This is a genomic window from Streptomyces sp. NPDC006339, from assembly GCF_040612775.1.
Classification (GTDB): Bacteria; Actinomycetota; Actinomycetes; order Streptomycetales; family Streptomycetaceae; genus Streptomyces.
Window position 1 is genome coordinate 38,005 of record NZ_JBEXQW010000027.1, and the last position, 14,850, is coordinate 52,854.

Below are 14,850 nucleotides of genomic sequence, written 5' to 3' on the forward strand. Positions count from 1 at the left end.
GCCCCCTCCACGCCCGCCGACGAGCCGCTAGCGGTACTCGACCGTCAGCGTCACCGGAGCGGCCTGGTTGACGAAGAGATACGCCGTCCCCGCCGGAGCCGACACGAAGCCGAGGCGCATCTGCGTCGTCCCGCTGCGGTCCAAGGCCGCGAGACCGGCCGCCGACAGATCCGTGGACACCGCGGCGCCCGACGAGAACGCGTCGATCCGCGCCGCGCCGGCCGCCGTCGCCGCGGCCGACCAGTCCCCGGCCTCGACACCGCAGCCGCCGAAGCAGCCCGTACGGACGTCCACCAGGAGCCGGTTGCCGGCGGGCGAGGCCCAGGGGTCGCCCGAGCCGCTCGACCGGGTCACCGTCAGATACGCCCGGGTGATCTCCTTGCCGGCCGGGATCCTCGACGTGTCGAAGGACAGCAGCGTGCGGTTCACCTTCCCGTCCGAGCCCCGGCCGACCGCGAAGCCGTACGCGTCCTCCAAGGTCCCGACCGCCGCGCCCGACCCGTCGGCCGCCGCCTTCACGTACCCGTCCTGCGCGTCCACGCTCGGCAGCGTCACCGCACCGCCGCCCGTCGGTGGCGGGGGAGTGGTGCCGCGCAGCGCCCGGACCATGCCCATCACGGCTTCGATCTGCTGGCCGCCGTGCCGTGCGTAGGCCGTGTCGCCGAGGTAACCCCACCAGTTCCAGCAGCCGTTGGGATTCTCCAGCGTGCCGGTCGGCGCGGCCTGCGGATACAGCACGATCATCGCGTTGGTGTCCGCGTACTCGTTCAGATAGGCGTTCTCGACGAAGCGGGTCCCGAAGCCCTGGTAGGCGTAGCCCTGCTTGCAGCCGTGCAGCGCCACCATGAGCGTGCAGGCGGCGCCGTCCGCGCAGGACCTGGGCACATAGGCGAAGCCCTCGGCGCCCATCGACAGGGCCGCCGCCGAACCGCCCGGCGCGTACGCATTCTGGTCGAAGCGGATCAGGCTGCCGGAGGGAGCCGCGGCCGGCGCCACGACCGAACCGAGAAGATGGCCGAGCAGCTCCCGCTCGGCGTCGAAACCGCAGTCGTTGATGAACGGCGTCTGCGTCACCCCGCAGGAGTTGGGCCCCAGCGGACTGATCCAGGCGTGGCCCGCGGCCGTCGTGCGCTGGTAGCGGACCCGGGCGCCGAAGCGGCCGTAGTAGTCGGCGAGCGCGGTCGCGACCGACTGCTTCACGGTCGCGTCGTTCGTCCCGCTGAAGACGTACACGGGGTCCCCGGACAGATGGGATATCGGATCCACCATCCCGCGCGCCGACCAGTCCCGGGTCGTCTGCTCCAGCTTGCTCAGTTGGAGGTCCTGGACGGTGTCCATGCACGCGTTGAGCGCGGTGGACAGCGAGCCCTGGGCACAGTGGTACGGGCCCGAGGCGAAGGCCGCCGACCCGGAGAAGGTGCCCGAGTAGGCCACGTGGAGCTGCGTCGCCATGTACCCGCCCGACGAGATCCCGGCGGTGTACACCGAACCGACGTTGTACGGGGTGAGGGTGCCCGGCACGGGTGAGGGCGCCGCCGCCGAGGCGGGCGACGCGGGGGCGGCGAGGAACAGGGCGGTGACGGCGGACAGCAGCAGCGCCGCGAGGCGCCGCCGGCGGCGGGCGGTGGGTGGTGCGGTGCGTGGTGCTCGAGAAAGGCGCATCTGGACTCCCGTGCGGCTCGAACGGGTGGGGATGCGCCGGAGAGTAGGGGCGGGGCGGACTCCGCCCCTATGGGCCGGGGAGCCACAAACGACCGGTCGGAGTATGGCGCGTCAGGACCTGGCAGCGGCCCCGAGCCGGTCCGACTGGGCCGACCGGGCGACCGGCCGACCGGGGCCCCGGTCGGCGACGGCGGTCAGTTCTCGGCGGCGGTCGGTTCTCGGCGGCGGTCGGTCCTCGACGGAGGGCCGGCCGTGGACGGCAGTCAGGGAGTCCTCGACGGGGTCAGCCGTGGGTCGGACCACGACGGCCGTCAGTAGTTGACGAGCCTCAGTCGTTGACGGCGGTCAGCAGCACGACCGCGTCCTCCAGGGCGGTCAGACCGTGGCGTTCCTTCGGGAGCATCTGGAGCTGCCCCGCCTCCAGTTCCCGCGTCCGCCCCGACGCCGTCAGCTCGACCCGGCCCCGCAGTACCTGGAGGCTCGCGGCGGGCGGGGTGTTGTGCTCGTCCAGCGCCGTCCCGGCGATCAGCGCGATCACGCTCTGCCGGAGCACTCCGTCGTGCACCAGCAGATGGGCGCTGCGGCCGTGCGCGTCGGAGCGCGCGTTCGCCAGGTGTTCGTCGGCGAGGGCACCGAGCTCGAAGGGTTCGGGCTGCTGCATCGTCACTCCCTGCGGGTGGCGGACCGGTACACCCCAGCCTTACGCGTGGCGGGCGTCCCGCAACTCGGGACCGCGCCCGATGCCGCCGCCCGGCCCGGGTCCCGGGTCCCGGGTCCCGGAGCCGGGCGGCGCGTGTCCCGCCCAGGCGCGTGTCCCGCTCGGGGCGCGGCGGCCCCGGGGCTACGGTGAGGCGGTGCAGCGCGCCGAGGACCGGCTGACGCTCGCCGCGTTCGCCGCCGCCGCGCTCTTCGCCGGCGGCAACGCGGTCGGCGTCCGCTTCAGCAACCGTGAGCTCGACCCTCTGTGGGGCGCCGCCCTCCGCTTCGGCGCGGCCTCCCTGCTGCTCCTCGCCCTCATGGCCGTACGGCGCATGCCCTTCCCGCGCGGCAGGGCGCTCGCCGGCGCGGTCGTCTTCGGCATCCTCAACTTCGGCGTGACCTTCGCCCTCGCCTACTACGCCCTGGTCCGGATCCACGCGGGATTCGGACAGACGATCCTCGCGCTCACCCCGCTCGCCACCCTCCTCCTCGCCGTCGCCCAGGGCCTGGAACGCTTCCGCGCGGCCGCCGCCGTCGGCACCCTGCTCGCCACCGCCGGCGTGGCCGTCATCTCCCGCGCCCCGCTCAGCGGCGACGTACCCCTGCCGTCCTTCCTCGCGATCCTCGGCAGCATGCTCTGCTTCGCGCAGGCGACCGTGCTGGTCCGGCGACTGCCCACGGTCCATCCCGTCACCATGAACGCCGTCGGCATGACCGCCGCCTCCGTGCTCCTCTTCGCGGGCTCCGCCGCCGCCGGCGACGCCTGGCGCCTCCCGGACCGGCCCGCCACCTGGTGGGCCCTCGCCTATCTGGTCGTCGCCGGCTCCGTCCTCACCTTCGTGCTCTACCTCTACGTGGTCCACCGCTGGGACGCGTCCCGCGCCGCGTACGTCTTCGTCGTCGTCCCCGTCGTCACCCTCGTGCTCTCGGCCTGGCTCGACGACGAACCCCTCACCGCGTCCCTGCTCCTCGGCACCCCCCTGATCCTCGCCGGCGTCTACGTCGGCGCGCTCCGACGACGGACCCCGGCGCGCCCCTAGGGAAGGTCGAGGACGGCCGGGGGCGGGCTCCACCTGCGCTTGGGCGAGACCGTCGAGGACACGCCGTAGTCCTTCTTGAGGTGCTCGGGGATCGCGTAGTGCATGACGCGGCCGCGGGTGAGGGAGGACAGTTCGAACACCGTGGTGAGGTGGCCGAGCCGGTCGAGGGCCCAGGCCGCGAGCGGGGAGCGGTCCTCGACGGTCTCCAGGACGCCCAGCAACCGCGGCACCGCCTTGACGACGGTGTCCCACGAGGTGCGGGGGACCTCCAGCCAGTCGGCGCACGTGTCGCCCACCAGGTGCCGGACGAGAGCGGAGACGATCGGGTCGAACAGGGTGCCGGGCACCACCTCCTCGTAGAGCTCGATGAGCTGCCGGGTCAGCAGCACCCCCTCCTCCGACGGCCCCATGTGCCGGAGCATGTAGCGGTCGAGGAAGCGGCGGGCCTCGTCGAGGTCCTTCGGCACGGCGTCCTGGTCGACGCCGAGCATCGCGCCGACCACCCGCCAGGCGTAGAAGTACGCCTCCGCGCCCTCCGTGGACATGTGGATGCCGAGCCGGTGCAGACTGTCGAGGACGAGCATCGAGAAGAACATCTGCCCGCCGATCATGTCCTCCTGACAGATCGGCACCCCCAGCTCCGCGACGTCCCAGCGGTCCTCGCGCCGCAGATGGTGGCGGATCGAGGCGTGCAGCAGCCGCACCTTCTGCGCGGCCGGGACGAACCGGCCGCCCGCCTCGAAGGCGTCCGGCCGCATCAGGTACACCGTGAACTGCCCGGTCTCCGCCATGCGCTTCGCCGGATACCGCAGCCCGTGGGTTGCCGAGAGCAGTCTCGCGACATGCGGGACGAGGTAGCAGGCGGGCATGGCGGCGAAGGACAGCGCGGTCGTGATGTGCACGTCGTTGTCGGCGAAGAAGAGCCGCGCCTTCTCCATCTCGCCCCAGTCCACCCAGCTCGGCGGCGCCGCGGTGGCCTCCAGATACGCGCGGGCGACCTCCGGCAGCCCGTCGGGCAGGGGCGCGCCGGCCGTGGAGACGTAACGCATCAGCGTGTTGAAGGTGCCGACCTGGCCGCGTTCGAACAGCGTGGCGACGGTGGCGTCGGCGAGTTCGTCGCCGGCCTGGCGCAGGGCGTCCATCGACGCCTCGGTGGGGATCATGAGGGGTTCCTCCGGGTGCTGCGGTACGGGGGAGAGGGGAGGGGGAGAGTCAGGGGAGGTCAGGACGACCGGGTCGAGGCGGAGTGCGCGAGCGCGGTGAGCGTGGCGACGGCGATCGGCGGTGCGTCGAGCTCGTCGAGCGCGCGCAGCGCCTCCTCGACCCGGGCGGCGATCATGCGCTCCACTCGCTCGGGCGCCTTCAGACTCCGCATCAGCGCACGCACCTCCTCCGCGCGGTCGGCATCGCCCGGGCCGCCCGACCCGTCGCCCGATCCGTGTCCGGACCCGTCGCCCGCCCCGTCGGCCCTGGTGCCGTCGATCCCCGTGCCGGAGGGGCCGGAGCCGCCCGCGCCGGAGCCGCCCGCGCCGAGCAGGACGTTCAGCCGCTCCCGCTGCTCGGCGTCCGCGAGCCGCCAGGTCTCCGCGAGCAGGGCGGTGGGCCGGTGCCCCCGCAGATCGTCGCCGTCGGCCTTGCCGGTGCGCTCCGGGTCCCCGAAGAGACCCAGCAGGTCGTCCCTCAACTGGAACGCCTCGCCGAGCGGCAGCCCGTACGCGGAGTAGCCCTCGCTCAGGCGCGGCGACGCCCCGGCCAGCGCGCCCCCGATCAGCAGCGGCTGCTCCACGGTGTACTTGGCGGTCTTGTAGCGGATCACCTTGAGCGAGGCCGCCGTGTCCGGGACGGTGCCGGTGTGCAGGATCTCCAGGCACTCGCCCGCGATCAGCTCCCGGGCCAGCGCCGCCCACAGCGGGCGCGCCCGGCCGAGGTAGGCCGCGGGCAGACCGCTGCCGACGAACAACTGCCCGGCCAGGGACATCAGGAGGTCACCGACCAGCATCGCCAGGGACCGGGCCGCGCCGGCGGGCCGCGGATGGTGCGGCAGGGCGGCCCGCAGGGCCCGGTGCGCGGTGGGCCGGCCGTGCCGCAGAGGGCTGTCGTCGATCAGGTCGTCGTGCACGACCGCCGCCGCGTGCACCAGCTCCATGGAGGCCGCCGCCCGCACCAGCGCGTCGCTGTCCGGCTGACCGCCGCCGCGCCAGCCCCAGTAGCAGAACGCGGCCCGCAGCCGTTTGCCGCTCGCCACCGCCGACTCCAACTGCTCGGCCACCGGCGCCAGGGCGGCGTCGACGGCGGCCAGCGCGTCCGCCTCCACGGCCACGAATCGGTGCAGCACCTGGTCGACCCGCGCCTTGAACGCGACCGGGTCCCATCCCTCAGACATCGCCGCCGACCCGTCGTTCCTGCCGTGCCTGCCGGGCCAGTACGTGTCGGGCGAGTACCTCCAGGTGGGCCGGGGGCGGCGCCGTACGGCGGTCCAGGGCCAGACGGCCGCGCGCGATCAGGTCCCGCTCGGCCTCCTCGACCAGTTGCGCGGTGTCCGAGCGCCCTAACAAGCCCCGTACCGTCCCAAGGGCCGACCCCAGCGTGCTCACCGCGAGATCCGCGAGCCCGGCGACCAGCAGCACCGCCCGGTCGTGGCCCTGTGCTCGGCCCTGGCCCTGGCCCTGGTCTTCGTCGTTACCGGATGTCATGGCAGCCAGCATGATCACGCGTGGGCCGCCGGACCCGGAAAACTCACGAACGAGTGAAGCGCGGCCCCGCCCCCGGGGCCTGGCCCGGTCGCAGAGCCCGGGACCCGGCTACCCGGTCGTCAACGCGCCCGTCAGATGGTCGTACGCCACGTGCGCGTGCAGCCGGACGCCGGTGACCAGGGTGTCGTCGTCCGCGTAGAAGTGCGGGTTGTGATTCGTGACCAGGCCGCGCCCGCCCTCGACCGGGACCGGACGCCCGGCCTCGTCCAGGGTCGCGTCCTGGACGCCCAGCATCACGTACAGGCCGCCGAAGCGGTTCACGAACTCGGACACGTCGTCATAGCCGAGCGTCGCCCCGGTCTCCACCACCCGCTCCGCGCCGACGACCTTGCGCAGGGTCGGCAGGCCCGCCGCCACCCACTCCGCCGTGTTGCGCACCGGCGGCACCGGCTGGAGGTAGTCCACCTCGGCCGTGGAGTGGTAGGCGGCGGCCGTGTGCTCGGCGAGCGTCGTGAGGCGCCGTTGCACCTCCGCCATGTCCGACTCCACCGCGCAGCGGACGGTGCCCCAGAGGGTGACGGTCTGCCCGATGATGTTGAAGCGGCCGACGTCCTCGACGTGCCCGATGGTGACGGTCACCGGGTCGAAGGCGGAGACCTGGCGGTAGATCTGGCCGATCCCGGTGAGGATCGCCCCGACGGCGGGCATCGGGTCGATGCCCTGCCAGGGCGTGGAGCCGTGCACCTGCCTGCCGGTGACGACGATCCTGACGAGCGTGGAGGCGGCGTACTGGTTCCCGACGCGATAGCCCACGTACCCCTTCGGATACGGCGTCACATGCATCCCGAACACCATCGTCGGCACGGGCCCGGCGAACGCCCCGGCCTCCACCATGGCCCGCGCCCCGCCCTCCTCCGTGACCGGCGGCCCCTCCTCGGCGGGCTGGAACACGAACAGGACGGTGCCGGGCAGCCGTTCGCGCGCCCCGGCGAGCACGCTCGCCGCACCCATCAGCATCGCGGTGTGGCAGTCGTGCCCGCACGCGTGCGACACGGGCAAGGAGCCGCCCGGGTAGTCCGCGTCGACCGTCTCGGAGGCGAAGTCGGCGCCGCACAGGTCCCGCACCGGCAGGGCGTCGATGTCCGCGCGCAACGCGACCGTCCGCGCCCCCGGAAGTCCGCCCCTGAGCACCCCGACCACCCCGTGCCCGGCGATGCCGGTGCGCACCTCGTCCAGACCGAGGGAGCGCAGATGACCGGCCACCAGCGCGGCCGTCCTCTCCTCCCGGTTGGACAGCTCGGGGTGCCGGTGCAGATGCCGCCGCCAGGCGACGACCTGGGACGCCGTCCGCTCCGCGCTCCGGTCGAGCTCCGCGCGGACCTCCTCGTGGAACGGTTCGGTGCTCACCACGGACGGGCCTTTCGTCTCGACGCGGGGCAAGGACGTGCGTCCTCAGACTCGCACGGTGCACGCGCCCGCGCGCGGAACGGGCTGCGGGGGGGGCAACGGGCCCGCGCCCGGAACAGGCCCGCCCGGAACGGCCCGCCCCCCGCCCGGCGGCCCTACTGTCCCGGTACCGCCTCCGCCCCCGGGAAGACCGGCGTGCCGCGCTCGATGATCGCCGTCGTGTCCAGACCCGGCGGAAGGGTGCCGAAGGCGATGCCCCAGTCGGCGTCGAGGCGCGAGGCGCAGAACGCGTCGGCGACCGCCGGGTGGCCGTGGCGGACCAGCAGGGAGCCCTGGAGGACCAGCGCGAGCCGTTCGACCAGGCGGCGGGCCCGGTACTGGAGGGCGGCGGGGTCGGCCAGATCGGCCAGGTCCTTGCGGAGCCGGGCCACCGCCGCGTCCAGACGCCGGTCGGCGCCGGCCGCGCGGTCGACCTCCGCGAAGAACGCCTCCACCGCCTCGGGCTGACGGCCCATCGCCCGCAGCACGTCGAGGGCCGCCACGTTCCCCGAACCCTCCCAGATGGAGGGGAGCGGGGACTCGCGGTAGAGCCGGGGCAGGCCCGAGTCCTCGACGTAGCCGTTGCCGCCCAGGCACTCCAGCGCCTCGGCCGCGTGCGCGGGCGCCCGCTTGCACACCCAGTACTTGGTGACCGCGAGGCCCAGCCGGCGCAGTTGCTCCTCCTCCGCGTCGCCGGCCGCCGCCCGGTCCACGGCGCCCGCGAGCCGCAGCGCGGCGATCGTCGCGGCCTCCGCCTCGACCGCCAGGTCCGCGAGCACGTTGGTCATCAGCGGCTGGTCGACGAGGCGGGCGCCGAAGGCGCTGCGGTGGCGGGCGTGGTGCACGGCCTGCACCAGGCCCTGGCGCATCCCGGACGCCGAGCTGACGGCGCAGTCGAGCCGCGTCATGTTCACCATGCGGATGATGGTGGCCACGCCCCGGCCCTCCTCGCCGACGAGCCGACCGAGCGCCCCCTCGTACTCGATCTCGCCGGAGGCGTTGGAGCGGTTGCCGAGCTTGTCCTTCAGCCGCTGGAAGCGGATCGCGTTGCGCGAGCCGTCCGGCAGCACGCGCGGCACGAGGAAGCAGGAGAGCCCTCCGGGGGCCTGGGCGAGGGTGAGGAAGACGTCGGACATCGGTGCCGAGGTGAACCACTTGTGCCCGGTCAGCGCGTACGTGCCCGGTTCGCCCGCCGGGACCGCGCGGGTGGTGTTGGCGCGGACGTCCGAACCGCCCTGCTTCTCGGTCATCGACATCCCGGCGATGATCCCGCGCTTGGCCGTCGGCACCCGCAGCCCGAAGTCGTAGTACGGGGAGGTCAGCAGCGGCTCGTACACCGCGGCCAGCTCGGGCTCGGCGCGCAGGGCGGGCACGGCCGCGTACGTCATCGAGATCGGGCACAGGTGCCCCGGATCGGCCTGCCCCCACACGAACACCTTCGCGGCGCGCGCGACGTGCGCGCCGGGGCGCCCGTCGGCCCAGGGAGCGCCGTGCAGACCGTGCCGTACGGCCACGTTCATCAGCTCGTGCCAGTACGGGTGGAACTCGACCTCGTCGACGCGGTGGCCGTAGCGGTCGTGGGTGTGCAGGACGGGGGAGTGGCGTTCCGCGAGCCGTCCCCACTCCTGGGCCTGACGGCCGCCCGCCCGCACCCCGAGCTCCCGGACCTCGGCCTCCGCCCAGCCCGCGCCCTCGCGGTGCAGCGCCTCCAGGAGCGCCGGGTCGGCCGCGACGTCGTGACCGGTGAGCGGCGGTACTTGGTTGGTGACCTCATGCGTGGTCGGCATCGGATACTCCCAGGGCTCGCAGGGTGAAGGTGACCAGGGCGGGGACGGTGCCGGGCCCGACGGCCCCCTCGGCGAGGGGCCCGACGAGCGCCTCCGCGCCCGCGCCGACGAGCGCGGAGGCGGTCAGCACGGCGTCCTGGGGAGGCAGTTCGCCGGCCCGCACGCCGGCGTCGATCCGTTCGGCGAAGACGTCGCGGAACGCGCGCCGGAAGACGAGCCGCTCGGCGTCGACGGCCGGGTCGACGGGCTCGGCGAGCAGCGCGTAGGCGAGCCGCGGTGCCTTCAGGGCGCGGCCCGCGAAGGTCTCGATGACCGCGACCACCCGGTCGGCGGCCGTCCGGTGCGAGGACAGCGCCGCGGCCTCGGAGACGGCGGCGACCTCACGCCGGACGACGGTCCGGAACAGCTCGACGGAGAGCTCGGCCTTGCTGGGGAAGTGGCGGTACACGCTGCCGGTGGCGATGCCGGCCCGCGTGGCGACGGCGGCCATGGTGCAGCCGGCGTAGCCGTGCTCGGCGAGCAGCCCGAGGCCCGCCTCGACGACGGCGGTGCGCTGTGCGTCGAGACGGGCCTGGACCGCGGGCGTGCGACGGTAGGGCATGGAAGGAGTGAAGCAGTGATTCACACCTTCAGCAAGAGCGCGGCGCGACCCGGCCCGCCCCCGGTCGTCGGGATCGTCAGCCGGTGAAGATCTCCGTGAACGACCAGATCGCGAGCGCGGCCATGCACAGACCGCCGATGCGCTGCACCGTCTTCAGGGGGACCCGCTTCGCGATGAAGCGGCCGGCGACGAGAGCGAGGGCCGAGACGGACATCAGGGCGGCGGCGGAGCCGATCGCGGTCGACCAGGTGCCGTTGGTGGCGGCGAGGTTGGCCGTGGTGATCTGGGTCAGGTCGCCCCACTCGCTGATGAACACGGCCATGAAGGCGGTGGAGTAGACCGGCCAGAAGCCGGTCACCGTCGCGCCGCCCGCGTCCTCCTCGTCCTCGTCGTCTCCGCCGCGCAGCAGCATGTACGCGCCGAAGGCGAACAGCAGGGCCGAGACGAGCTTGACGATCCAGCCGGGAAGGAGGCCGAGCAGGCTGCCCGCGCCGACGGCGATGGCCACATGGACGACGAAGGCGGTGGCGGTGCCGAACCAGACGTACAGCGGACGCATGCGCGTGCCCATCGCGAGGGACGCGAACATCGTCTTGTCGGGTAGTTCGGCGAGGAAGATCAGCCCGAAGGCGGTGACGATCGCCAAGGGGTCGAGATGCATACCGGGGGCTCTCTGCTCGGACCGGGCCCGGGACCGACACGGCGCCTCGGTGGGCGACGGGAGGACCACTCGGCCCGGCATGACGGACCACGCCCACAGGGATGCGGACGTGGCGCTCTTGCCTGGCCGAAGGTCTCGCCCGTCCGCGGCCGGTATACGGCGGCGGACCCGGTCACCGGGAACCCGGGGGCTCCAGTGTGTCGACGACCGGTTCGCAGGGCTACTCCCCTTCGCGGGATCAAGTGTAGCCGACGGCGGTGGGTGCTGTGCGTAGACAGTGTCTACGGCTGCTGGTAGAACGGGGTAGACACTGTCTACTCGCCAACGGACGGACACCCCATGCCTCCCGAGCCCCGGCCCCAGCCCCAGCCCGATCCGCGACGCGAGTCCCGACCCGAGTTCCGACCCGAGTCCCGACCCGAGCCTCCGCCCGCCGGCCCCTCGCCGTCCGGTTCCGCGTCCTCCGAGGACGGGCTCCGTGACCGGCTGGTCCGGGCGGGCGTCGAGCTCGTCGACGCCGAAGGCGTGCCGGCCCTCTCGCTCCGCGAGATCGCCCGGCGCGCCGGCGTCTCCCACGGTGCGCCCCGCCGCCACTTCCCGACCCATCTCGACCTGCTCTCCGCCATCGCCCGCGAAGGCTTCCGCGAGCTCGCCGCGCGCACGGCGGCGGTGGACGACGAAGGGCAGCAGGCCCGCACCCGTATCGAGGCCCTGGCCCGCGGCTACCTCGACTTCGCGCACGGCCGCCCCGGCATGTACGAGCTGATGTTCCGGCACGACCTTCTGGAGAGCGGACGGCTCGGCCTGCGGGACACCAGCCTGCCGCTGTTCGCCCGGCTCGCCGAGCTTCTCGCCCTGGCTCGCCCGGACATCGTCGATCCCGTCGCGGCGGCCGGTGCCCTCTGGGCCAATCTGCACGGCATCGTCCAACTGTGGCGCTGGGGCAGCCTGCGCCTGGCGACCGGCGCGGACGACGTGGCACCGCTGCTCACCGCCGCGCTCGACGCCCACCTCGGACCGGCGGAGGATCGCCGGTGAAGCGCACCGCCCTCCACCGCACCCTCGTCCTCACCTGCAGCGTCGTCGGCGCCGCGGTCGTCGCCCTCGACGGCACCGTGCTGACCATCGCCCAGCCCGCCCTGCGACGCGACCTCGGCGCGGACACCGGGCAGGTGCAGTGGACCAGCACCGGTTACCTCGTCGCCGTGGCGAGCATGCTCGTCTTCGCGGGCCGGCTCGGCGACCGTTACGGGCACCGCAGGCTCTTCGCCGTCGGCTGTCTCGGCTTCGCCGCCACTTCCGCCGCGATCTCCGCCGCGCCCGGGATCGGCTGGGTCGTCGCCCTGCGCGTGGCGCAGGGCGTGGCCGGCGCACTCCTCCAGCCCGCCACCCTCGGCATGCTGCGCGGCGCCTATCCGCCCGAACGGCTCGGGATGCCCGTTGCCCTGCGCACCAGCGCCATCGGCCTCGCCGCGGCGGCCGGCCCGCTGATCGGCGGCGTCCTCGTCGACGCGTACGGCTGGCGCGCGGTCTTCCTCCTCGGCGTGCCCCCGACCGTTGCCGTCGCCCTCCTCTGCCTGACCACGCCCGGCGCCCGCCGGTCCGGGACCGGGCCTGAGACGCGGGCGGTACTGAGGAGCGGAGCTCCATTGGTGCCCGGACGCGGTGGGATGCCCATGCCGGGGGCGGGCGCCACGGTCGCCGCGGTGGCCGGCGGCGGGCCCGTCGGGCGATGCTCGGCCGGTGCCGGGTCGCGCGCCACGGGCGGGCCTGAGGCCGGACCGGTATCCGGCGCGGCGGTGGTTCCGGCGCCCGAACCCGTGGGCACGGCCGGCCGGTTCGCGACCGGGCCCGGCACCGGGGCGGCACCGGCTGCCGGCCCCGCCCCCACGGTCACCAGGGCGCCCCGCCTCCCGGCGGGCCGCTTCACGACCGAGCCGCGGGCCACCGCCACCGGCCTCGAACGCGCGCCCGGCAGCCGGGCGGCCGGACCCGCCCCGGCGCCCGGAGCCGCCGCCCCGGCGTCCGTGGCCGACGCTTCGGCGTCCGGTGTCACCGTCTTGGCGTCCAAGGTCACCGCCCCGGCGCCCGTGACCGACGCTTCGGCGTCCGGCGCCACCGTCTCGGCTTCCGAGGTCACCGCCCCGGCGTCCCTGGCCGACGCCCCGGCGTCCGAGGCCACCACCCCGGCGCCCGGCGGCACCGCCCCCGCCCCGCCCGCGCCACAGGCGGAGGTCTCTCCCGCCCCGCCCGAGAGGCTCGCGGCGGTCTCTCCCGCCCCGCCCGAGGGGCTCGCGGCGCTCGATCTGCCCGGGGCCTGTCTGCTCGGGCTGGCGCTCGCCTGCCTCGTGCAGGGGCTCGTCGCCGGAGCCGTGCCCGCGCTGGGGGCGGCCGGAGTCGCCGGGGTGGCGTTTCTGTGGCGCGAGCGGCGGGCGCCCTCGCCGTTGCTGCCGCCGGGCATGCTGCGGCCGGGGCCGGTCGCCGCCGGGCTCGGTGTGCTGCTCGCCGCCTCGGCCGCCCTGTCCGGCACCCTCTTCACCGCCACGTTCCTGCTCCAGGACACCCTCGGCCTCGACGCGCCGACCACCGCCCGCCGCATGGTGCCGCTCGCCGTCCTCATGGTGATCGGGGCGCCGCTCAGCGCCGTGCTCAAGAAGCGCTTCGGGGCACGCCGCGTCGCCACCGGCGGTGCCGTTCTGCTCGCCGCCGGAGTGCTGCTGCTCGCCCGGCCCGCCGTGACCGACTCCGGGCTCGCCACAGGCGCCTGCGCCGCCCTCATCGGCGCCGGATTCGGTGCCGTCATGGTCACGGCGACCTCCGTCGTGGTGCACCGGGCCGCCGAGGAGCACGCGGGTGTCGCCGGCGGGCTCCAGCAGACCGCCATGAACACCGGCCCGATCATCGGCGTCGCCCTGGCGACTCCGCTCCTCGCGTCCGGGACGGCCCTGCCGGCCCTCGCCGCCGTCGCCGCGCTCGCCGTCCCCGCCGCCCTCGCCCTACCGGGGCCGGAACGGGGCACGGACACGCCAGCGGGGGCGTAACATCCCGGTCCGCCCCACCTCGTACGTACGATCACGAAATGCCCACCGGTGGTTCCCGCCTCCCCGCCGCGACGGGGACGCGCGCCCAGTTCAACCTCGGCCTCGCCCTGCCGTTCCTCGCCCTCGCCCTCGTGGTGGTGGCCGACCTCATCACCTCGGAGGGCCAGCACTTCGACCGGCTGCTCGTCATCGGGCCCGCCCTCGCCGCCATCACGTGGAGCGCCCGCGGCACCCTCGTCGTCGGCGTGCTGGCGATCGGGCTGCGGCTCGTGCTCGCCGTGGCGCAGGGCGACCCGGCCCAGGACACCGTGGCCGCCGAGCTGGTGCTCGCCGCCGTCATCGCCGCCGCCGTCTGGGTCAGCCAGGTCCGCACCCGCTACGAGCGCGACCTGCGCGAGGTCACCGCCGTCGCCGAAGTGGTCCAGCGGGTCCTGCTGCGCCCGCTGGCCCCCCGGATCGGCGGCATCGACCTCCACCTGCTGTACGTCTCCGCGGCCGCCAAGGCCCGGATCGGCGGCGACTTCTACGAGGCCGTCCGGGTACCGGGCGCCGTCCGCGTGATGCTCGGCGACGTCCAGGGCAAGGGCCTCGGCGCGGTCGAGACCGCCTCCGTGCTGCTCGGCGCCTACCGCGCCGCCGTCACCGAGGCCCCCGACCTCGCCGCGCTCGCCGACCGCCTCGAAGAGGGCCTGGAACGGTACGGGGCCTGGAACCCCGACTCCGACGCCGCCGAACGCTTCGCCACCGTCCTGCTCCTGGAACTGCCCGACGACCACGACGTCGTACGGCTCCTGAGCTGCGGCCATCCCGCCCCACTGCTCCAGCACGGCGACCGGGTGCGGCCCGTCCCGCTCAACGACCCCTCCCTGCCGCTCAACCTCGCCGGACTGTGCGCCTCCCGGCACCACATCGAGGAGGTGCCCTTCCGGCCCGGCGACCGGCTGCTGCTCTTCACCGACGGGGTGAGCGAGACCCGCGACCGCGCCGGAGCGTTCTACCCCCTGGAGGAGCGGATGCTCGGCTGGGCCGCGGAGCCCGGCGACCGCGTCCTGCCGCTGCTCCACCGCGATCTCGCCGCCTACGGGGTGAACGGCCTCGACGACGACGTGGCCGCCCTGCTCGTCGTACGACCGTCGGAATCCGTCGCCGCGCCGGAATCGGCCGCCGCGCCCGAGCCGGCCGCTCCGGCCCCCCGGCGGTAGCGGACCCGACCCGCTTCA

Annotated in this window: 13 protein-coding genes and 1 pseudogene; 5 read left to right on the plus strand and 9 right to left on the minus strand. The window is 74.5% G+C overall.

The window, feature by feature from the left end; genetic code table 11:
• Nucleotides 1–27: 27 nt before the first annotated feature.
• Together ABZ135_RS22350 and ABZ135_RS22355 are read right to left on the minus strand one after the other, a co-directional pair.
• Nucleotides 28–1,662, minus strand: coding sequence for a PHB depolymerase family esterase (locus ABZ135_RS22350; protein ID WP_356697972.1), 1,635 nt, complete (start codon nt 1,660–1,662; stop codon nt 28–30).
• Nucleotides 1,663–1,990: 328 nt separating this feature from the next.
• Complete coding sequence (locus tag ABZ135_RS22355) at nt 1,991–2,323, minus strand: cupin (RefSeq protein WP_356697973.1); 333 nt, start codon at nt 2,321–2,323, stop codon at nt 1,991–1,993.
• Nucleotides 2,324–2,516: 193 nt separating this feature from the next.
• Here ABZ135_RS22355 and ABZ135_RS22360 point away from each other — a divergent pair, with 193 nt between their 5' ends.
• Nucleotides 2,517–3,401 carry a DMT family transporter gene (locus tag ABZ135_RS22360; RefSeq protein ID WP_356697974.1) on the plus strand — a complete coding sequence of 295 codons (885 nt, stop codon included), beginning with the start codon at nt 2,517–2,519 and terminating at the stop codon, nt 3,399–3,401.
• Here the strand turns inward: ABZ135_RS22360 and ABZ135_RS22365 are convergent.
• From ABZ135_RS22365 to ABZ135_RS22395, 7 genes are all read right to left on the minus strand, one after another.
• Nucleotides 3,398–4,564 (minus strand): oxygenase MpaB family protein, encoded by a 1,167-nt coding sequence (locus ABZ135_RS22365; RefSeq protein ID WP_356697975.1) that lies wholly within the window; start codon nt 4,562–4,564, stop codon nt 3,398–3,400. The genes ABZ135_RS22360 and ABZ135_RS22365 overlap by 4 nt on opposite strands.
• A 59-nt stretch (nt 4,565–4,623) precedes the next feature.
• A complete protein-coding gene (locus ABZ135_RS22370; RefSeq protein ID WP_356697976.1) occupies nt 4,624–5,784 on the minus strand; it encodes a polyprenyl synthetase family protein in 1,161 nt (386 codons plus the stop codon).
• Complete coding sequence (locus ABZ135_RS22375) at nt 5,777–6,094, minus strand: polyprenyl synthetase (protein ID WP_356697977.1); 318 nt, start codon at nt 6,092–6,094, stop codon at nt 5,777–5,779. The genes ABZ135_RS22370 and ABZ135_RS22375 overlap by 8 nt, the downstream gene beginning before the upstream one ends.
• 108 nt (nt 6,095–6,202) lie before the next feature.
• Nucleotides 6,203–7,501 carry an amidohydrolase gene (locus ABZ135_RS22380; protein ID WP_356697978.1) on the minus strand — a complete coding sequence of 433 codons (1,299 nt, stop codon included), beginning with the start codon at nt 7,499–7,501 and terminating at the stop codon, nt 6,203–6,205.
• Nucleotides 7,502–7,656: 155 nt separating this feature from the next.
• Nucleotides 7,657–9,327, minus strand: coding sequence for an acyl-CoA dehydrogenase family protein (locus ABZ135_RS22385; RefSeq protein ID WP_356697979.1), 1,671 nt, complete (start codon nt 9,325–9,327; stop codon nt 7,657–7,659).
• Nucleotides 9,311–9,928, minus strand: a complete 618-nt coding sequence (locus tag ABZ135_RS22390; protein WP_356697980.1) for a TetR/AcrR family transcriptional regulator — start codon at nt 9,926–9,928, stop codon at nt 9,311–9,313. Before ABZ135_RS22390 ends, ABZ135_RS22385 begins: the two co-directional genes overlap by 17 nt.
• Nucleotides 9,929–10,004: 76 nt before the next feature.
• Nucleotides 10,005–10,589, minus strand: coding sequence for a TMEM165/GDT1 family protein (locus ABZ135_RS22395; RefSeq protein ID WP_356697981.1), 585 nt, complete (start codon nt 10,587–10,589; stop codon nt 10,005–10,007).
• A 339-nt stretch (nt 10,590–10,928) separates the two neighbouring features.
• Here ABZ135_RS22395 and ABZ135_RS22400 point away from each other — a divergent pair, with 339 nt between their 5' ends.
• The 4 genes and pseudogenes from ABZ135_RS22400 (at nt 10,929) to ABZ135_RS22415 (ending at nt 14,832) form a co-directional block, all read left to right on the plus strand.
• Nucleotides 10,929–11,627 (plus strand): TetR/AcrR family transcriptional regulator, encoded by a 699-nt coding sequence (locus ABZ135_RS22400; RefSeq protein WP_356697982.1) that lies wholly within the window; start codon nt 10,929–10,931, stop codon nt 11,625–11,627.
• Nucleotides 11,624–12,277 (plus strand): annotated as a pseudogene (locus ABZ135_RS22405) (MFS transporter); the annotation flags it as partial. The gene ABZ135_RS22400 and the pseudogene ABZ135_RS22405, both read left to right, overlap by 4 nt.
• Nucleotides 12,266–13,630 (plus strand): MFS transporter, encoded by a 1,365-nt coding sequence (locus tag ABZ135_RS22410; protein WP_356698048.1) that lies wholly within the window; start codon nt 12,266–12,268, stop codon nt 13,628–13,630. The pseudogene ABZ135_RS22405 and the gene ABZ135_RS22410, both read left to right, overlap by 12 nt.
• A gap of 38 nt (nt 13,631–13,668) precedes the next feature.
• Nucleotides 13,669–14,832: a PP2C family protein-serine/threonine phosphatase gene (locus tag ABZ135_RS22415; protein ID WP_356697983.1), complete on the plus strand. Its 1,164-nt coding sequence runs from the start codon at nt 13,669–13,671 to the stop codon at nt 14,830–14,832.
• Nucleotides 14,833–14,850: the final 18 nt, after the last annotated feature.

What these genes read in the sequence shown, in the direction of transcription:
- ABZ135_RS22365 (WP_356697975.1), bottom strand. Translation starts at nt 4,564, where the DNA reads ATGATCCCCACCGAGGCGTCGATGGACGCCCTGCGCCAGGCCGGCGAC.
- ABZ135_RS22410 (WP_356698048.1), top strand. Translation starts at nt 12,266, where the DNA reads ATGCCGGGGGCGGGCGCCACGGTCGCCGCGGTGGCCGGCGGCGGGCCC.
- ABZ135_RS22390 (WP_356697980.1), bottom strand. Translation starts at nt 9,928, where the DNA reads ATGCCCTACCGTCGCACGCCCGCGGTCCAGGCCCGTCTCGACGCACAG.
- ABZ135_RS22415 (WP_356697983.1), top strand. Translation starts at nt 13,669, where the DNA reads ATGCCCACCGGTGGTTCCCGCCTCCCCGCCGCGACGGGGACGCGCGCC.
- ABZ135_RS22370 (WP_356697976.1), bottom strand. Translation starts at nt 5,784, where the DNA reads ATGTCTGAGGGATGGGACCCGGTCGCGTTCAAGGCGCGGGTCGACCAG.
- ABZ135_RS22395 (WP_356697981.1), bottom strand. Translation starts at nt 10,589, where the DNA reads ATGCATCTCGACCCCTTGGCGATCGTCACCGCCTTCGGGCTGATCTTC.
- ABZ135_RS22400 (WP_356697982.1), top strand. Translation starts at nt 10,929, where the DNA reads ATGCCTCCCGAGCCCCGGCCCCAGCCCCAGCCCGATCCGCGACGCGAG.
- ABZ135_RS22355 (WP_356697973.1), bottom strand. Translation starts at nt 2,323, where the DNA reads ATGCAGCAGCCCGAACCCTTCGAGCTCGGTGCCCTCGCCGACGAACAC.
- ABZ135_RS22375 (WP_356697977.1), bottom strand. Translation starts at nt 6,094, where the DNA reads ATGACATCCGGTAACGACGAAGACCAGGGCCAGGGCCAGGGCCGAGCA.
- ABZ135_RS22350 (WP_356697972.1), bottom strand. Translation starts at nt 1,662, where the DNA reads ATGCGCCTTTCTCGAGCACCACGCACCGCACCACCCACCGCCCGCCGC.
- ABZ135_RS22385 (WP_356697979.1), bottom strand. Translation starts at nt 9,327, where the DNA reads ATGCCGACCACGCATGAGGTCACCAACCAAGTACCGCCGCTCACCGGT.